This window comes from Kitasatospora fiedleri (assembly GCF_948472415.1).
GTDB classification, from domain to species: domain Bacteria; phylum Actinomycetota; class Actinomycetes; order Streptomycetales; family Streptomycetaceae; genus Kitasatospora; species Kitasatospora fiedleri.
Genome location: NZ_OX419519.1, coordinates 2,055,325 through 2,072,112, shown reverse-complemented (window position 1 = coordinate 2,072,112; position 16,788 = coordinate 2,055,325). Strand labels below are relative to the sequence as shown.

Sequence of the window (16,788 nt, the reverse complement as noted above, 5' to 3'; positions counted from 1 at the left end):
GCCTGCGCAGGAGGGATTTCCGCCTCGGACGGGAAGCGTTCACGCTTTGGGACGCCCCCGCCGCAACCCGCTCTGACAAGGCATGATGGGCCGGGACAACCGGCCCAACCGGTAGCAGGAGGAGAGACGGATGAGGATCGGCATCGTAGGTGCCACCGGTCAGGTCGGCGGCGTGGTCCGCGAGATCCTGGCGGAGCGGGCCGACTTGAACGGCGCGTTGGGCCCGGTCGAGCAGCTGCGGCTGTTCGCCTCGGCCCGCTCGGCGGGGCGCGCCCTGCCCTGGAAGGGCACCGAGATCACCGTCGAGGACGCCGCCACGGCCGACTACAGCGGCCTGGACATCGTGATCTTCTCGGCGGGCGGCGCCACCTCCAAGGCGCTGGCCCCCAAGGTCGCCGCCGCCGGAGCCGTCGTCATCGACAACTCCTCCGCCTGGCGCCGCGACCCCGAGGTCCCGCTGGTCGTCGCCGAGGTCAACCCCGAGGCGATCACCGAGCGCCCCAAGGGCATCATCGCCAACCCCAACTGCACCACCATGGCCGCGATGCCGGTGCTGCGCCCGCTGCACGAGGAGTCCGAGCTGGTCGCCCTGGTGGTCTCCACCTACCAGGCGGTCTCCGGCTCCGGCCTGGCCGGCGTCTCCGAGCTGCACGAGCAGGCCCGCAAGGTGGTCGACGGCGCCACCGCGCTGGTCCACGACGGCGCCGCGGTCGAGTACCCCGAGCCCGGCGTCTACCAGCGCCCGATCGCCTTCAACGTCGTCCCGCTCGCCGGGTCGATCGTCGACGACGGCAGCAACGAGACCGACGAGGAGCAGAAGCTCCGCCACGAGAGCCGCAAGATCCTCGGCATCCCCGGGCTCAAGGTCTCCGGCACCTGCGTGCGCGTCCCGGTCTTCACCGGCCACTCGCTCCAGGTCAACGCCCGCTTCGCCCGCCCGCTCGCCCCCGAGCGCGCCGTCGAGCTGCTGGCCGGCGCCCCCGGCGTCGCGCTGACCGACATCCCCACCCCGCTCCAGGCCGCCGGCCAGGACCCGAGCTACGTCGGCCGCATCCGGGCCGACGAGACGGTGGAGCACGGCCTGTCGCTGTTCCTGTCCAACGACAACCTGCGCAAGGGCGCGGCGCTCAACGCCGTGCAGATCGCCGAGCTGGTCGCCGCCGAGCTGCGCGGCTGACCCCGGCGTCACCCGCCCCGACGGGCCCCGGGCACCCACCCGGGGGCCCGTCGCGTCCGCGGGCCTGTCGCGTCCGCGGTCCCTCGCGTCCGCGGCCGGGCTCACTGGCCCGGGTGCGACTCCGGCGCGTCGACCCGCAGCGGCAGCACCTCCGACAGGGCGCCCCCCGTCCACTTGTCGCCCGGCGCGTACCACTGGAACGCGCCCGGGCCGCGCACCGGCACGTTCAGCGACAGCAGCCCGTCGGCGTCCGTGCCGGTGCTGGCCAGGGTGGTCCAGGTGCTGCTGCCGGTCGGCCGGAACTGCAGGTAGGCGGTGGTGCCCTGCTGGGGCACCTCGGCGTCGCGGTCCCAGTCCGCGCGCCGCAGGCGCCCCCGGACGGTGACCGCCTCGCCCACCGCCGCCCGGGCCGGGGCCACCGACGCCAGGTCGAACCCGGCGGTGCGCTTGAGCGAGAACCCGGCGGCGTTCTTCGACACGTACCGGTCGCCGTCGGTGGCCCGGATTCGCAGGTCGACGAACCAGGTCCCGGCCTGGTCGTCGAAGAGCGCCCGCGAACCGGCCGCGATCACCGCCTCACCGCTGCACCGGGCCGTGGTCCCGGCCGCGTCCAGCGGGACGCAGGACATCGGGCCGACCTTCAACGTCCCGTAGTTGGGCCCCCACAGGCCGATCGGGTCCACCGCGCGGATGCCCGAGCGGTCGCTCGCCGTCACCTCCACCGCGACGGTGCGGGTCTCGGCCGGGCCCAGCTCGACCGTGCGGCCGTGGTTGACCACCACCGACACCAGCCCGGTGTCCCCGCTGGAGGTCTCCGGCGAGGTCGCCGGGACCAGGACGATCGCCACCGCCCCGATCGCCGCCACCGCGCACAGCACCACCGCACTCTTCCGCACGGTGTCCCAGTATCCAGGGTCGGCGCGCGGCGGGCCCGGCGCGGTTCGGCGGGCGGACGGAGGGGAAAGGTGTGCCCAACGGTCGCCGGGCCGCCGGGCGGCGCCCCACCGCCGGGGCCCGGGCCGAGGAGGAGGTGCCGGAGATGGACCGCTGCGTCGTCCTGGTCGACGCGGGCTACCTGCTGGGCGCGGCCGCCAGCCTGCTCGCGGGGGAGCCCGGCCGGGCCCGGATCACCGTCGACCACCCGGTGCTGATCACCGCGCTGCGCGAGCGCGCCGAGACGGAGACCGGCCTGCCGCTGCTGCGGATCTACTGGTTCGACGCCGCCGTCGACCGCCGCCCCGTCCCCGAGCACCGCCGGCTGCGGGTGCTGCCCCGGGTCACCGTCCGGCTGGGCGCGCTCACCCGGGTCGAGGGCCGGTGGGTGCAGAAGGGCGTGGACGCCGCGATGCACGCCGAACTCAGCGAACTCGCCCGCAACCACGCCTGCGCCGACGTGGTGCTGGTCACCGGGGACGGCGACCTGCTGCCCGGCGTCGCCTCCGCCAAGGAGCACGGCGTCGCCGTCCACCTGTGGGCGCTGGAGGCCGCCGACGGGGACTTCAACCAGTCCGAGGAACTGGTCGGCGAGGCGGACGAGCGCCGGGTGCTGGACCGCGCCTGGATCCAGCGCTGGGCCCGCCCCCGGGAGGCCGCCGCCGAGCCGGTCGCCCCCGTCGCGGTGCTGCCCGCCGCGCCCCGGCCCCGCCCCGTCCCGCTGCTGCCCGCCGCCGCGGCCGTCCCCGCACCCGCCGCCGCGGCGGCCGCCCGCAGCGCCCCGCTGCGGGTCATCCCCACCCCAAGGACCTGGCCGGACGCGCCGCCCCCGGCCCGCCCCCGACCCCGCCCCGGCCGCCGCCGGCCCGGTGCTGCGCTGGTCCTCCGAGCGCGGCTGGGTCGACCGCGCCGACACCGCCACCGCCGCCGACGCGCTGCCCACCCTGGACCGGATCACCACCTCCGCCCAGCGCTGGGCCGACCGCGAGGAGGACATCACCAGCGTCGGCGGCGACCCGCAGGAGGTCGGCCAGGTCTTCGCCCGCCGCTGGCTCGACCGCCTCGCCGCCACCGAGCGCCCCGCCCTGCTGTGGACCGACCACCCGCGCATCCCGCACCGCCTGGACGGCGAACTGCTGCGCTACGCCGCCCGGTTCGGCCTGCTCGCGCACAAGGAGGACCAGATCGACGAACAGGACAGGTACGCCATCCGGGAGGGCTTCTGGAAGGAGCTCGCCGCCCGCGTCCCCGACACCCGGCCCACCGCGCAGGCCCGGCAGGACAGCTGACGCCCGGGCCGACTTGCCCACCCCGCGTGTCCGGAACGCCCTTTACGGCGCGTAGAGTCTTCCGTCGTGAGCAAGGCACCTCAGGGCTGCTGCACGGTCAGCGGCCTGGTCAAGACCTACCGGACGGGCGGCACCGAGGTCAGGGCCAACGACGGCATCGACCTCGCCGTCCGCCGCGGCGAGGTCTTCGGCCTGCTCGGACCCAACGGCGCCGGCAAGTCCACCCTGGTGCGCCAGCTCACCGGCCTGCTCCGCCCCGACGCCGGGACGGTCGACCTGCTCGGCCACGACATCGTCCGGCACCCCGAACGGGCCGCCCGGCTGCTCGGCTACCTCGGCCAGGAGTCCACCGCCCTCGACGAGCTCACCGTCGCCCTGGCCGCCGAGACCACCGGCCGGCTGCGCGGCCTGTCCCGGGCCGCCGCCCGCGCCGAGACCGCCGAGGTGATCACCGAACTCGGCCTCGAACCGCTCGCCCACCGCCCGCTCGCCAAACTCTCCGGCGGCCAGCGCCGGCTCGCCTGCTTCGCCGCCGTCCTGATCGGCGAACGCCCGCTGCTGGTCCTGGACGAACCCACCACCGGCATGGACCCGCTCGCCCGCCGCGCCGTCTGGAGCGCCGTCGACCGCCGCCGCGCCGAACGCGGCACCACCGTGCTGCTGGTCACCCACAACGTCATCGAGGCCGAGACCGTCCTCGACCGGGTCGCCGTGATCGACGCCGGCAAGGTCATCGCCTGCGACACGCCCGGCGGCCTCAAGGCCCTGGTCGACGGCCACGTCCGGCTCGACCTGGTCTGGCGCACCGACGCCCCGCTGACCGTCCCCGCCGTCGCCGCCCTCGCCGAGCGCGCCGAGCGCACCGGCCGCCGCTGGACCCTGCGCACCACCCCCGACGAGGCCCGCGAACTGGTCGCCGCCGTCACCACCGGACCCGCCTTCGCCGCCCTTGACGACTTCACCCTCGCCACCCCCACCCTGGAGGACGCCTACCTCCGGCTCGGCGGCCGGCCCGGAGGACTCGCCCGATGACCCTGCTCGACGCCCCCGCCGTCACCACCGCGCCCGCGCCGCTCGCCCCCGCCGCCCGGCTGCTGCCCGCGCTGGCCGCCGTCTACCGGGCCCAGCTGGCCCGCGCCAAGGTCTCCCGGATTCCGCTGCTGTTCGTCGCCACCTTCCAGTCGATCGGCATCCTGGTGATGATGCGCGGCGTCGTCGACCCCGGCGACAACCCCTCCGCGCACGCCGTGGTGGCCGGCTCCGCCGTCCTGGTGGTCGCCTTCGTCGCGCTCAACCTGCTCGCCCAGTACTTCGGCAGGCTGCGCGCCACCGGCGGCCTCGACCACTACGCGACCCTGCCGGTGCCGCCCGCCTCCGTGGTGCTCGGCACCGCCGCCGCCTACGCCTCCTTCACCGTGCCCGGGGTCTTCGTCACCGCCGGCGCCGGCTGCTGGATGTTCGGACTGCCCCTCGCCCGGCTGTGGGTCCTGCTCGCGGTGATCCCGCTCGCCGGCGCCGCGCTGGCCGGCCTCGGCGCCGCCCTCGGCCTGCTCGCCCCCCGCCAGGAGCTCGCCACCCTCGCCGGACAGCTCGGCATGTCCGCCGCCCTGCTGCTCGGCGTCCTGCCCGCCTCCCGGCTCCCCGAACCGGTCCAGTGGCTGCGCGACCTGCTGCCCTCCAGCTACGGCGTCGACGCCTTCGCGCTCACCTTCGCCCCGCACCCCGACTGGGCCCGGATCACCCTCGACCTCGGCGTCTGCGGCGCGGTCGGCCTGGTCTCGCTCACCCTCGCCACCTGGGCGTACCGGCGCGCCGCGAGCTGACCCGGCCGGAACGGGGGGCGGGGCGCCGCCCGGCCGGTGGGTGCGTCGTTCGCCGTGGTCGTCGTCCGGTCGGGATCGACATCCGCCCGGGCCGACATGCTGTGTTCTCGGGCCGGTGGGTGCGCCGTTCGCCGTGGTCGTTGTCCCGTTGAGATCGACATCCGCCCGGGCCGACGTGCTGCGTTCTCGGGCCGGTGGGTGCGCCGTTCGCCGTGGTCGTTGTCCCGTTGAGATCGACATCCGCCCGGGCCGACATGAAACGATGGGCCCGTGACCGTACCGAACACACCTGCGGGTAGCTCGCCCGGGCCGGACCCCTTCGCCCCGCCCTTCCCGCCGCAGCCGTCCGACCGCGCCAAGCGGCCGCCGATCGGCCCCGAACTGCGGATCGGAGCGATCATCACCCTCGTCGGAGCGGTCCTCGGCGTGGCGCTCGGCCTGCTCTGGCTCTGGCTCGCCCCCCGGGTCGGCTACGCCGTCCAGGACGACCACATCCTCTACCGGGACCCGGAGGGCGAGGAGCTGATCGGCGCGGTCGGCGTCTTCTCGCTGCTCGGCCTCGGCCTCGGCCTGCTCACCTCGCTCGGCGCCTTCCTGTGGACCCGCGCCCGCGGCGGCGGCGTCGCCGTGGCCGTCGGCTTGGCCGCCGGCGGCCTGCTCGGCTCGGTGATCGCCTGGCAGCTCGGCACCCACCTCGGTGCCACCTCCGACCTGCGCGCCCACGCGCTGTCCGTCGGCAACGGCGGCACCTTCGACGGGCCGCTGGAACTCACCGCGAAGGGGGCGCTGATGGTCTGGCCGATGACGGCCATGATCCTGCTGCTCGCCCTCTCCGCGACGTTCGGCAAGCGCGAGCCGGACCGCCCCCCGTACTGGGAGACCCCGGGGCCGGTGCCGCCCCCGGCCGACCGGGCCTGAGCCCGGCTCCCCGGGTCCCCGGGCTCCCGGGGTTCACTCCCGCGCGATGGGGGCGGTCAGCGCGGCGGTGAGGCGGACCAGGTCGGCCGGGGCGAGTTCGACCTCGGTGCCGCGGCGGCCGGCGGAGACGAAGACGGTGGGGTGGGCGAGGACGCCGGAGTCGATCACGGTGCGCAGCCTGCGGCGCTGGCCGAGCGGTGAGATGCCGCCGACCACGTAGCCGGTGGAGCGCTCGGCGGCGGCCGGGTCGGCCATGGCGGCGCGCTTGGCGCCGAGCGCGGCGGCCAGCGCCTTGAGGTCGAGCCGGCCGGAGACCGGGACGACGGCGACGGCGAGGGTGCCGTCGGTCTCGGCGAGCAGGGTCTTGAACACCCGGCCGGGGGAGACGCCCATCGCCTCGGCGGCCTCCGCGCCGTAGGAGGCGGCGGCCGGGTCGTGGGCGTACTCGTGGACGGTGAACGGGACGCCGGCGGTGTCGAGGGCGACGGTGGCGGGGGTGCCGCCGGGGGACTTCTTCTTGGCCACGGAGGTCCTCAGTTGGGGCTGAACGCCTGGCGGGTGAGGTCGGCGGCGGGCAGCGAGGGGAGTTTGGCGAGGACCGCGCTCTCGTGCCGGAGCAGGGCGAGTTCGCGGGTTAGGCGCTGGGCGGTGTCGGGGCAGGCGAGGAGTTCCTGCTTGTCCTTGGTGGACAGCGAGGTGGCGGCGGCGACCAGGTAGGAGAGCACCTGCGGGTCGTCCGGCAGCTCGGACTCGCCGCTGAGGGTGGCCTCGCGGGCCCCGGCCAGCCGCTTCTGGTAGGTGCGGAAGGCGCGTTCGACGCCGGCCGCGAGCGCGCCGGAGCCCTCGCCCGGCTCCTCGGGGAGCACCGAGACCTCGCCGACCAGGTAGGGGCCGGTGGCGTCGAGGGCACGCAGCCGGAACCGGGTGGTGCCGGTGACCAGCAGTTCGTACCGACCCTCGGGCTGCTCGCGGACGGAGGCGACGTCGGCGACGCAGCCGACCGCGTACAGGGCGTCCAGCGGATCGCCGCCGGGGGCGCCGAGGCCCTCCAGCGGGCCCGCCGGGCCCTCGCTCTCGCGGACCGGGGTGGTTCCCCGGCCGTCCTTGACGGCGACCACGCCGAAGCGGCGCGGTGCGTCCTCGGGCTGTTCCAGGAGATCGGCGACCAGGTGGCGGTAGCGCTCCTCGAAGACGTGCAGGGGCATCACCAGGCCCGGGTACAGGACCGTGTTGAGCGGGAAGAGCGGAAGCCGATCAGTCACGGCGGACAGCGTAGTTGGCGGCGGGCCGCCGCCGCGCCGCGGTTCGCCCGCGGCCGGGGGTGTCAGCCGCGCTGGAGCAGCCGGGTGACGCCGGCCACGGCGGTGGTGGCGAGCACCCAGCCGGTCAGCACCAGGGCGGTGGCGACCCACTGGCCGGTGCGGTCCGGGTTCCAGCCGTTCTGGCCGAGGTCGATCAGCGGGAGGACCTTGCCGGCCGCGTACAGGGCCGGGTTCCAGATCACCTTCTCGTCGGCCTTGACCGGCGCGGGCTCGTGCCCGGCGAAGTACGCGGTGCCCAGCGCCCAGGCCAGCACCAGCCAGGCGGCGGCCCGGCCGGGGCGGTAGCCGTAGCCGACGGCGGCGTCCTGGAGGTGGCCCCAGATCCGGCCGGGCAGCGGCAGGGTGCGCCGGCGGCGGCGCTGCTTGGCGTACAGGACGGCGCGGGCGTCCTCGTCGGCACCGTCGCGGCGCAGGGCGGCGGCGAGCTGCTCGTACGCCTCGGGGCGGAACTCCCGGCCGGAGTCGACCCAGGCGATCCGGCGCTCCAGCGGGAAGGGGCCGACGGGGCGCAGCGACTCGTAGGTGAAGCCGGTGAGCGAGACGTGGTGCGCGGTGGGCCAGGCGTCGGGCGAGTCGACCAGGTTGCCGATCCGGGCCCGGTTGAGGGTGACCGGGCCGGTGGGCGGGGTGTCGCAGGCGAAGCGGAGTTCGGGGGTCTGGATCCGGCTGAGCGCGAGCTCCTCGCCCGGGCCGAGGTGGAACTCGGCGGCGCTGATCAGCACGGCGTTGTCGAAGCGCCCGTCGGAGAGCCGGATCTTGCCCCGGGCGCGGAACGGGGTGTGGGTGGTGTCCCGGTACTGGGCGGTGCCCGTGGACTCCCCGTAGCCGGAGCCGTAGACGGTGCGCGAGCCGGCCCAGTTGGCGTCCTCCGAGCCGGACAGGTACAGGGTGTGGCCGACGGTGATCCGGGCCGCGTTCAGCGCGTTCGGGTTGTCCGGGCCGACGGCCCGCAGCGAGCTGCCGCGCAGCGAGAGCCGGCCGCCGATCCGGGCCGAGCGCAGGCTCAGCTCGCCGAGCAGCTCGATCCGTTCGGCCTCGCAGTCCTGGTTGACGGTGAGCCCGTCGGCGGAGACCGCCCGCCCGTACGCGTCGGGGCCGACGGCGGACTGGTTGAGCAGCAGGTCGGTGCCGATCCGGGCGTCGGTGAGCCGGATGCCGCCGGGTATGCCGCAGCGGGCGAGGTGCACGTCGCCCTCGGTGGCCAGCCGGGAGCCCTCCAGCCGGGGCAGGGCGCAGGAGACGATCCGCAGGGTGCCGGCGGTGGCCTCGGAGAGCAGCAGTTTGCGTTCGAAGCGGCAGAGCTGGAACTCGACGTAGCAGCCGATCCGGCCGCCGGCCAGGGTGAACTCGCCGGTGATCCGGGCGCCGGTGAGCTTGAGCGCGGTGACCTTGCCGGGGGCGGCCTCCGGGCCGTGCAGCAGCAGCCGGGCGATCACCTCGGCGCGGACGGTGCGCTCCGGGCCCCACGGCGCGCCGCTGAACGGGTCGTCCGGGCCGTGGCCGTGACCGGTGCCGTCCTCGTCCGGGTCGTCCGGGCCGTGGCCGGTGCCGTCCTCGTCCGGGTCGTCGGGGCCGCGGCCGGTGCCGTCCGCCCCCGCCGGGCGGACGGCCCGCCCGGCGGGGGCGGGGAGCAGCAGCTCGACCGGACCGCTCCCGGCCCGCAGGTCGTACACCTCGCCGTGCCGGAAGGCGTCCCACAGGCCCCGCTCGGTGTCGGTCCAGTCGTCCGGCGCCTGCTCCACCGCGTCCCCCGATGATCTTGGTCTCGTCTCACCCTTCGTATCACGGACTGAAATGCCGGGCTGCCGGTTTTCGCCACTCCTTACACTTGGGCCTGTGATCTCTCGAATCGACCTCCGCGGCTCCTCCACGGACCCGCGCGACGTGCTCCCCCGTGCCGAGTTCGACGTCGAAGCCGCCCTGGAGAAGGTGCGGCCGATCGCCGAGGACGTGCGCCATCGCGGGGTCGCGGCGCTGATCGAGATCACCGAGCGCTTCGACGGCGTCCGGCTGGAGTCCACCCGCGTCCCCGCGGAGCAGATCGCCGGGGCGCTGGAGCAGCTGGACCCGAAGGTCCGCGCCGCGCTGGAGGAGTCGATCCGCCGGGCCCGCGCCGTGCACGCCGACCAGCGCCGGGTCGGGCACACCACGCAGGTGGTGCCCGGCGGCACCGTCACCCAGCGCTGGGTGCCGGTCGACCGGGTCGGCCTGTACGTGCCGGGCGGCCTGGCGGTCTACCCGTCCTCCGTGGTGATGAACGTGGTGCCCGCCCAGGAGGCCGGAGTGGCCGGCATCGCCGTCACCTCGCCGCCGCAGAAGGCGTTCGGCGGCCGGGTCCACCCGACCATCCTGGCGGCCTGCGCGCTGCTCGGCGTGGACGAGGTGTACGCGGTCGGCGGCGCCCAGGCGGTCGCGATGTTCGCGCTCGGCACCGAGGAGTGCGCGCCGGTCAACCTGGTCACCGGCCCCGGCAACATCTACGTCGCCGCCGCCAAGCGCCTGTTCGCCGGCCGGATCGGCATCGACTCGGAGGCCGGCCCGACCGAGATCATGGTGCTCGCCGACGACACCGCGGACGCCGCGGAGGTCGCCGCCGACCTGATCAGCCAGGCCGAGCACGGCCCGACCTCCGGCTCGGTGCTGGTCACCGCCTCCCCGCTGCTGGCCGACGCCGTCGAGGCCGAGCTCAAGGCGCAGGTCGCCCGCACCCGGCACAGCGCGCGGGTGGCCGAGGCGCTCGGCGGCCCGCAGTCCGGCATCATCCTGGTCGACGACCTGGAGCAGGGCCTCGCGGTGGTCAACGCCTACGCCGCCGAGCACCTGGAGATCCAGACCGCCGACCCGCACGCCGTCTCCGAGCGGGTCCGCAACGCGGGCGCGATCTTCCTGGGCCGCTTCACCCCGGTCTCGCTGGGCGACTACGCGGCCGGCTCCAACCACGTGCTGCCCACCGGCGGCTGCGCCTGCCACTCCTCCGGCCTGTCCGTGCAGACCTTCCTGCGCGGCGTCCAGGTGGTCGAGTACGACCGCGCGGCGCTGGCCGGGATCGCCGCGCACGTGGTCAACCTGTCCGAGGCCGAGGACCTGCCCGGCCACGGCGACGCCGTGAAGGCGCGTTTTGTCGGAGACGAACAACACTGGCACGGCGACTGGACGGTTCCCACCTCGTGACGAAGATCGACGACCTCCCCGTCCGCGACGAGCTGCGCGGCCAGTCCCCGTACGGCGCACCGCAGTTGGACGTGCCCGTCCAGCTGAACACCAACGAGAACCCGTACCCGCTGCCCGAGCCGCTGGTGGCCCGGATCGCCGAGCGGGTCGCCGAAGCCGCCCGGCAGCTCAACCGCTACCCGGACCGGGACGCGGTCGAGCTGCGCACCGGCCTGGCGGCGTACCTGAGCGACACCACCGGCTTCCCGGTCAGCAAGGACCAGGTGTGGGCCGCCAACGGCTCCAACGAGGTGCTCCAGCAGCTGCTGCAGACCTTCGGCGGGCCCGGCCGCACCGCGATCGGCTTCGAGCCCTCGTACTCGATGCACGCCCTGATCGCCCGCGGCACCGGCACCGGCTGGGTCTCCGGCCCGCGGGGCGAGGACTTCACCATCGACCTGGACGCGGCCCGGGCGGCCATCGCCGAGCTGCGCCCGGACGTGGTCTTCGTCTGCTCGCCGAACAACCCGACCGGTACCGCCGTCGCGGCCGACACCGTGCTCGCCCTGTACGAGGCCGCGCAGGCCGCCGGGCCCAGCATGGTGGTGGTCGACGAGGCGTACGTCGAGTTCTCGCACCGCGCCTCGCTGCTGCCGCTGCTCGAAGGCCGCCCGAACCTGGTGATCAGCCGCACCATGTCCAAGGCGTTCGGCGCGGCCGGCCTGCGGCTGGGCTACCTGGCCGCCGACCCGGCCGTGGTGGACGCGGTGCAGCTGGTCCGGCTGCCCTACCACCTGTCGGCCGTCACCCAGGCCACCGCGCTGGCCTGCCTGGAGCACACCGACACCCTGCTCGGCTACGTCGACCGGCTCAAGTCCGAGCGCGACCGTGTGGTGCTCGCGCTGCGCGGGCTGGGCCTCGACGTCACCGACTCCGACGCCAACTTCATCCAGTTCGGCCGCTTCGCCGACACCCACGCGGTGTGGCAGGCGATCCTCGACCAGGGCGTGCTGATCCGCGACAACGGCGTCCCCGGCTGGCTGCGCGTCACCGCCGGCACCCCCGCCGAGAACGACGCGTTCCTGAGCGCCGTCTCGCTTGCAACCAAGGAGCTGTAACCCCGCATGTCCCGCATCGGCCGCGTCGAACGCACCACCAAGGAGACCTCCGTCCTGGTCGAGATCGACCTCGACGGAACCGGCAAGACGGACGTCTCCACGGGCGTCGGCTTCTACGACCACATGCTCGACCAGCTCGGCCGCCACGGCCTCTTCGACCTCACCGTCAAGACCGAGGGCGACCTGCACATCGACACCCACCACACCATCGAGGACACCGCGCTCGCGCTCGGCGCCGCCTTCAAGCAGGCGCTCGGCGACAAGGTCGGCATCTACCGGTTCGGCAACTGCACCGTCCCGCTGGACGAGTCGCTGGCCCAGGTCACCGTCGACCTCTCCGGCCGCCCATACCTGGTGCACACCGAGCCCGAGCAGATGGCCCCGATGATCGGCTCGTACGACACCACGATGACCCGGCACATCCTGGAGTCCTTCGTCGCCCAGGCCCAGGTCGCCCTGCACGTGCACGTCCCGTACGGCCGCAACGCGCACCACATCGTCGAGTGCCAGTTCAAGGCACTGGCCCGGGCGCTGCGCTACGCCTCCGAGCGCGACCCGCGCGCCGCCGGCATCCTGCCCTCCACCAAGGGCGCGCTCTGATGGCGACGGTGCTGATCGTCCTCGGCCTCTTCTTCGCGGGCGGCGTCTGGTCGTTCTGGAAGCAGAAGCTGCCCAAGGGCGTCGTCCTCGTCCTCGCCTTCGCCGCGGCCATGTGCCTGGCCGCCGGCATCATGCGCCTCTAGGAGACCCCACAGATGTCCAAGAACGTCGTGGTGCTGGACTACGGCTCCGGCAACCTGCGCTCCGCCCAGCGTGCCGTCGAGCGCACCGGCGCCACCGTCACCGTCACCTCGAACTTCCAGCAGGCGCTGGACGCCGACGGCCTGCTGGTGCCCGGCGTCGGCGCCTTCGAGGCGTGCATGCGCGGCCTCAGGGCCGTCCGCGGCGAGCAGGTCATCGGCCGCCGGCTGGCCGGCGGCCGCCCGGTGCTCGGCATCTGCGTCGGCATGCAGATCCTGTTCGAGAAGGGCGTCGAGCACGGCGTGGAGACCGCCGGCTGCGACGAGTGGCCCGGCACCGTCGAGCCGCTCGACGCGCCGGTCGTCCCGCACATGGGCTGGAACACCGTCGACGCGCCCGCCGACACCCGGATGTTCGCCGGGATGGACGCCGACACCCGGTTCTACTTCGTGCACTCCTACGGCGTGCGGCACTGGGTGCTGGAGACCCACTCCGAGAAGATCCGCGCCCCCAGGGTCACCTGGGCCACCCACGGGCAGCCGTTCGTCGCCGCCGTGGAGAACGGCCCGCTCTGGGCCACCCAGTTCCACCCCGAGAAGTCCGGCGACGCCGGCGCCGCCCTGCTGACCAACTGGGTCGACACCCTCTGACGACGGAAGAGTCCACCAGAACATGACCAACCGCCTCGAACTGCTGCCCGCCGTCGACGTCCGCGACGGCCAGGCGGTCCGCCTGGTCAAGGGCGCCTCCGGCACCGAGACCTCCTTCGGCGAGCCGCTCGCCGCCGCCCTCGCCTGGCAGAACGCCGGCGCCGAGTGGCTGCACCTGGTCGACCTCGACGCCGCCTTCGGCACCGGCAGCAACCGCGAACTGCTCCGCGAGGTCACCGGCCGCCTCGACATCAAGGTCGAGCTGTCCGGCGGCATCCGCGACGACGAGTCGCTGGCCGCCGCCCTCGCCACCGGCTGCACCCGGGTCAACCTCGGCACCGCCGCCCTGGAGAGCCCCGAGTGGGTCGCCAAGGTCATCGCCGAGCACGGCGAGAAGATCGCCGTCGGCCTCGACGTGGTCGGCACCACCCTGCGCGGCCGCGGCTGGACCCGCGACGGCGGCCAGCTCTACGACGTGCTGGCCCGCCTCGACGCCGAGGGCTGCGCCCGCTACGTGGTCACCGACGTCAACCGCGACGGCACCCTGACCGGCCCCAACCTCCAGCTGCTGCGCGACGTCTGCGCCGCCACCGACCGGCCCGTCGTCGCCTCCGGCGGCGTGTCGTCCCTCGACGACCTGCGCGCGATCGCCACCCTGGTACCGGAGGGCGTCGAGGGCTCGATCGTGGGGAAGGCGCTCTACGAGCAGAAGTTCACCCTCGAAGAGGCCCTGGAGGCTGTGTCCCGATGACCGACGAAACCCCGGCCGCCGCCGTCGCCCGCCAGTCCGGACGGTCCCCCTACGAGGACCAGTACGGATTCTCCCGGGCGGTGGCGGCCGGGGACTCCGTCCTGGTCGCGGGCTGCACCGCGTACGACGACGGCGTCGCCGTCTTCGAGGGCGACCCGTACGAGCAGACGCTGGCCGCCTTCGAGGTCGCCCTCGAAGCGCTCGGCCCCTACGGACTCACCGCCGCCGACGTGGTCCGCACCCGGATGTACCTCACCCACGTCCGGGACTGCGACGAGGTCGGCCGCGCGCACAAGGAACTCTTCGGCGAGGTCCGCCCGGTCACCACCATGGTGGTCGTCCAGGGCCTGACCGACTCCCGGATGATGGTCGAGGTCGAGGTCGAGGCCCACCGGCCGGGCCTCGCCCGCGCCCTGGCCGACGCCCGCGACCGGACCTCCGCCGACGCCCCGGCCGACGCCCGGACCTCCGCCGCCGCCCCGGCCGACGCCCCGGCCCCGGCCGGCCCCCAGACCTCGGAAGGCACCCAGCCGTGACACTCGCAGTACGCGTCATCCCCTGCCTGGACGTGGACGCCGGACGCGTCGTCAAGGGCGTCAACTTCCAGAACCTGCGCGACGCCGGCGACCCGGTCGAGCTCGCCAAGCTCTACGACGCCCAGGGCGCCGACGAGTTGACCTTCCTCGACATCACCGCCTCGTCCGGCTCCCGGGAGACCACCTACGACGTGGTCCGCCGCACCGCCGAGCAGGTCTTCATCCCGCTCACCGTCGGCGGCGGCGTCCGCGCCGTCGAGGACGTCGACCGGCTGCTGCGGGCCGGCGCCGACAAGGTCGGCGTCAACACCGCCGCGATCGCCCGGCCCGAGCTGGTCCGCGAGATCGCGCAACGCTTCGGCCGCCAGGTGCTCGTCCTGTCGGTCGACGCCCGGCGCTGCCCCGAGGGCACCGAGACCGCCTCCGGCTTCGAGGTCACCACCCACGGCGGCCGGCGCGGCACCGGCCTCGACGCGATCGAGTGGGCGGCGCGCGCCGCCGAACTCGGCGCCGGCGAGATCCTGCTCAACTCGATGGATGCCGACGGCACCAAGGACGGCTACGACCTGGAGATGATCCGGGCCGCCCGCAAGGCCGTCTCCGTCCCGGTCATCGCCTCCGGCGGCGCCGGCAAGCTCGCCGACTTCGCCCCCGCGGTCGACGCCGGCGCCGACGCGGTCCTCGCCGCCAGCGTCTTCCACTTCGGCGACTTGACGATCGGCCAGGTCAAGGACGAACTCCGGGCCACCGGGCACCCCGTCCGCTGACCTCCCTCGTGCGCTGAGGCGCCCGTCCGGGGCCGCGCCGGTGCGTCACCGGCGCGGCCCAGGTTCCGGCCCTGGTCCTGGCTCCGGCTCCGGTTCCGGCTTCGGCTCCAGGAGCGCGAACTGCGCGCCGAACGGGTCCGCCAGCACCGCGACCCGCCCCACCGTCGGCACCGGCCGCGGCGGCAGCAGGACGCTCCCGCCCGAGCGGCGCACCTCGTCGGTGGCCAGCAGCGCGTCCGCCACCGCGAAGTGCACCAGCCAGCCCGCGTCCACCCGCGGGTGCACGTGGCCGACCGCGCCGAAGTCGGCCCCGCCGTCCGCCGGGCCCAGCGCCGCGCACGCCGCCCCCGACGGCTCCGAGTCCCGGCTCCGCCAGCCGAACAGGCCCCGGTAGAACCGCAGCGACCCCGGGACGTCCGGGGTGCGCAGCTCCGCCCGGCACAGCGCGCCCGGCCCGCCCACCGCCTCCAGCCCGGCCGCCCCGCCGTCCTGCCACACCGCGAACCGGCCGCCCGTCGGATCGGCCAGCCGCACGGACCGGCCCCGCCCCGGCACCTCGGCGGCCGGGGCGCGGACCGTGCCGCCGGAGCGCTCCGTCGCCGCCGCGACACCGGCCGCGTCCGCCGCGGCGAAGTACACCGTCCAGGCGGGCAGCGCCTCCGCCTCGGTCAGCGGGCCGACCCCCGCCACCGTCCGGCCCGCGCGGCGGAAGAACCCGTGGCCGTCCGGGCCGGACCGGTCCAGCGTCCAGCCGAACACCGCGCCGTAGAACGACGCGGACTCGGCGAGGTCCGGGCTGCCCAGGCCGATCCAGTTCGGCGAGCCTGGTCGGACGTCGCTGCTCACCACGGTGTGCGCTCCTGAGGGGCGGGGGAGGGGCCTGGAGCCCAGGCTGGCACACCGACCGGACGGAGCGGGCCGACGCGCCGTCAGGCCCCGGCCCCCGTCAGGCCCCGGTCCGCGTCAGGCCCCGGCCTCCGGCAGCGGCAGCACGTGCGCCAGCGTCTCCACCGCCTCCGGCGCGCCCTCCGCCACCACCGCGGCCTTCGCGCCCCGCCCGGACAGGAACAGCACCAGCTCGCCCGGCTCCCCGCTCACCGTCACCACCGGCGTGCCCTTCCGACGCACCGTCACCTCCCGGCCGTCCGGGTGCACCAGCCGCAGCGAGACCGGCGCCTTCGCGTCACTGAACCGGGCCACCGCCGGTACCCGCTTCCACAGCGCCTCCGCCAGCTCCGCGCCCACCGGCTCCGGCTCGAACGGCACCGCCCGGCGGACGTCCTCCGCGTGCACGAAGAACTCCACCAGGTTCGCCGCCCCGTCCACCCCCGGCAGGTTGAACGGCGACCAGGCCGGCGGCCCCGACCGGAACGACTTCACCACCCCCGCGTACTCCCGCCCCGCGACCTTCCCCTGCACCCGCTCCGTCCACCCGGCCAGCGCCCCGACCCGGATGCCCGCCGCCGCGTCCGGCCGCCCCTCCCGCACTACCAGGTGCGCCGCCAAGTCCCGCGCCACCCACCCCTCGCACAACGTCGGCCCCTCCGGGCCCGCCGCCGCCAACAACCGACTCAACCGGGCCCGCTCGCCCTGCGCAAGACTCACCATGCGCC

General features: G+C 75.1%; 18 protein-coding genes and 2 pseudogenes. 14 read left to right on the top strand and 6 right to left on the bottom strand.

The features are described 5' to 3' along the window. Nucleotides 1-130: 130 nt before the first annotated feature. Nucleotides 131-1,177: an aspartate-semialdehyde dehydrogenase gene (locus tag QMQ26_RS09765; protein WP_100835769.1), complete on the top strand. Its 1,047-nt coding sequence runs from the start codon at nucleotides 131-133 to the stop codon at nucleotides 1,175-1,177. A 101-nt stretch (nucleotides 1,178-1,278) separates the two neighbouring features. Here QMQ26_RS09765 and QMQ26_RS09760 read toward each other — a convergent pair whose 3' ends face one another. Further along, the gene (locus QMQ26_RS09760) at nucleotides 1,279-2,073 is read right to left on the bottom strand and encodes a hypothetical protein (protein ID WP_282205438.1); all 795 of its coding nucleotides are present in this window, start codon (nucleotides 2,071-2,073) and stop codon (nucleotides 1,279-1,281) included. A gap of 143 nt (nucleotides 2,074-2,216) precedes the next feature. On the opposite strand from QMQ26_RS09760, the pseudogene QMQ26_RS09755 reads away from it, so the two are divergent. The 5 genes and pseudogenes from QMQ26_RS09755 to QMQ26_RS09735 all read left to right on the top strand — a co-directional run. Continuing rightward, nucleotides 2,217-2,651 (top strand): annotated as a pseudogene (locus QMQ26_RS09755) (NYN domain-containing protein); the annotation flags it as partial. Nucleotides 2,652-2,979: 328 nt separating this feature from the next. After that, complete coding sequence (locus tag QMQ26_RS09750) at nucleotides 2,980-3,399, top strand: hypothetical protein (RefSeq protein WP_282205437.1); 420 nt, start codon at nucleotides 2,980-2,982, stop codon at nucleotides 3,397-3,399. A gap of 66 nt (nucleotides 3,400-3,465) precedes the next feature. Continuing rightward, entirely contained in the window at nucleotides 3,466-4,431 is a 966-nt protein-coding gene (locus tag QMQ26_RS09745) for an ABC transporter ATP-binding protein (protein ID WP_100835767.1), read from the top strand. Then, a complete protein-coding gene (locus tag QMQ26_RS09740; protein WP_100835766.1) occupies nucleotides 4,428-5,222 on the top strand; it encodes an ABC transporter permease in 795 nt (264 codons plus the stop codon). Before QMQ26_RS09745 ends, QMQ26_RS09740 begins: the two co-directional genes overlap by 4 nt. A 270-nt stretch (nucleotides 5,223-5,492) precedes the next feature. Next, a complete protein-coding gene (locus QMQ26_RS09735) occupies nucleotides 5,493-6,140 on the top strand; it encodes a DUF2567 domain-containing protein (protein ID WP_282205436.1) in 648 nt (215 codons plus the stop codon). Between the two features lie 33 nt (nucleotides 6,141-6,173). On the opposite strand, the gene ybaK is transcribed toward QMQ26_RS09735, so the two are convergent. From ybaK to QMQ26_RS09720, 3 genes are all read right to left on the bottom strand, one after another. After that, a complete protein-coding gene (gene ybaK / locus QMQ26_RS09730) occupies nucleotides 6,174-6,665 on the bottom strand; it encodes a Cys-tRNA(Pro) deacylase (RefSeq protein ID WP_100835765.1) in 492 nt (163 codons plus the stop codon). Between the two features lie 8 nt (nucleotides 6,666-6,673). After that, nucleotides 6,674-7,402: an LON peptidase substrate-binding domain-containing protein gene (locus QMQ26_RS09725; RefSeq protein WP_100835764.1), complete on the bottom strand. Its 729-nt coding sequence runs from the start codon at nucleotides 7,400-7,402 to the stop codon at nucleotides 6,674-6,676. A gap of 62 nt (nucleotides 7,403-7,464) precedes the next feature. Continuing rightward, nucleotides 7,465-9,204, bottom strand: a complete 1,740-nt coding sequence (locus QMQ26_RS09720; protein WP_282205435.1) for an oxidoreductase — start codon at nucleotides 9,202-9,204, stop codon at nucleotides 7,465-7,467. Nucleotides 9,205-9,298: 94 nt separating this feature from the next. On the opposite strand from QMQ26_RS09720, the gene hisD reads away from it, so the two are divergent. The 8 genes and pseudogenes from hisD to hisF all read left to right on the top strand — a co-directional run bounded on the left by hisD (nucleotide 9,299) and on the right by hisF (nucleotide 15,175). After that, nucleotides 9,299-10,633, top strand: coding sequence for a histidinol dehydrogenase (hisD, locus tag QMQ26_RS09715; RefSeq protein ID WP_282205434.1), 1,335 nt, complete (start codon nucleotides 9,299-9,301; stop codon nucleotides 10,631-10,633). Further along, nucleotides 10,630-11,730, top strand: coding sequence for a histidinol-phosphate transaminase (locus tag QMQ26_RS09710; RefSeq protein WP_282205433.1), 1,101 nt, complete (start codon nucleotides 10,630-10,632; stop codon nucleotides 11,728-11,730). Before hisD ends, QMQ26_RS09710 begins: the two co-directional genes overlap by 4 nt. Nucleotides 11,731-11,736: 6 nt before the next feature. Further along, complete coding sequence (gene hisB / locus QMQ26_RS09705; RefSeq protein ID WP_100835761.1) at nucleotides 11,737-12,330, top strand: imidazoleglycerol-phosphate dehydratase HisB; 594 nt, start codon at nucleotides 11,737-11,739, stop codon at nucleotides 12,328-12,330. Next, the gene (locus QMQ26_RS09700; protein WP_282205432.1) at nucleotides 12,330-12,473 is read left to right on the top strand and encodes a hypothetical protein; all 144 of its coding nucleotides are present in this window, start codon (nucleotides 12,330-12,332) and stop codon (nucleotides 12,471-12,473) included. The genes hisB and QMQ26_RS09700 overlap by 1 nt, the downstream gene beginning before the upstream one ends. Before the next feature lie 12 nt (nucleotides 12,474-12,485). Next, the gene (gene hisH / locus QMQ26_RS09695; protein ID WP_100835760.1) at nucleotides 12,486-13,121 is read left to right on the top strand and encodes an imidazole glycerol phosphate synthase subunit HisH; all 636 of its coding nucleotides are present in this window, start codon (nucleotides 12,486-12,488) and stop codon (nucleotides 13,119-13,121) included. A 22-nt stretch (nucleotides 13,122-13,143) separates the two neighbouring features. After that, entirely contained in the window at nucleotides 13,144-13,872 is a 729-nt protein-coding gene (priA, locus tag QMQ26_RS09690) for a bifunctional 1-(5-phosphoribosyl)-5-((5-phosphoribosylamino)methylideneamino)imidazole-4-carboxamide isomerase/phosphoribosylanthranilate isomerase PriA (protein WP_100835759.1), read from the top strand. Beyond that, nucleotides 13,869-14,267, top strand: a pseudogene (locus QMQ26_RS09685) (RidA family protein); the annotation flags it as partial. The gene priA and the pseudogene QMQ26_RS09685, both read left to right, overlap by 4 nt. Nucleotides 14,268-14,404: 137 nt before the next feature. Next, nucleotides 14,405-15,175, top strand: coding sequence for an imidazole glycerol phosphate synthase subunit HisF (hisF, locus tag QMQ26_RS09680; protein ID WP_100835757.1), 771 nt, complete (start codon nucleotides 14,405-14,407; stop codon nucleotides 15,173-15,175). Between the two features lie 45 nt (nucleotides 15,176-15,220). Here the strand turns inward: hisF and QMQ26_RS09675 are convergent, their stop codons facing one another. Both QMQ26_RS09675 and QMQ26_RS09670 read right to left on the bottom strand, forming a co-directional pair. Further along, a complete protein-coding gene (locus QMQ26_RS09675; RefSeq protein ID WP_282205431.1) occupies nucleotides 15,221-16,021 on the bottom strand; it encodes a VOC family protein in 801 nt (266 codons plus the stop codon). A 117-nt stretch (nucleotides 16,022-16,138) separates the two neighbouring features. Further along, nucleotides 16,139-16,783, bottom strand: a complete 645-nt coding sequence (locus tag QMQ26_RS09670; protein ID WP_282205430.1) for a TIGR03085 family metal-binding protein — start codon at nucleotides 16,781-16,783, stop codon at nucleotides 16,139-16,141. Nucleotides 16,784-16,788: the final 5 nt, after the last annotated feature.

What these genes read in the sequence shown, in the direction of transcription:
- hisH (WP_100835760.1), top strand. Translation starts at nt 12,486, where the DNA reads ATGTCCAAGAACGTCGTGGTGCTGGACTACGGCTCCGGCAACCTGCGC.
- QMQ26_RS09765 (WP_100835769.1), top strand. Translation starts at nt 131, where the DNA reads ATGAGGATCGGCATCGTAGGTGCCACCGGTCAGGTCGGCGGCGTGGTC.
- QMQ26_RS09740 (WP_100835766.1), top strand. Translation starts at nt 4,428, where the DNA reads ATGACCCTGCTCGACGCCCCCGCCGTCACCACCGCGCCCGCGCCGCTC.
- hisB (WP_100835761.1), top strand. Translation starts at nt 11,737, where the DNA reads ATGTCCCGCATCGGCCGCGTCGAACGCACCACCAAGGAGACCTCCGTC.
- QMQ26_RS09670 (WP_282205430.1), bottom strand. Translation starts at nt 16,783, where the DNA reads ATGGTGAGTCTTGCGCAGGGCGAGCGGGCCCGGTTGAGTCGGTTGTTG.
- QMQ26_RS09700 (WP_282205432.1), top strand. Translation starts at nt 12,330, where the DNA reads ATGGCGACGGTGCTGATCGTCCTCGGCCTCTTCTTCGCGGGCGGCGTC.
- priA (WP_100835759.1), top strand. Translation starts at nt 13,144, where the DNA reads ATGACCAACCGCCTCGAACTGCTGCCCGCCGTCGACGTCCGCGACGGC.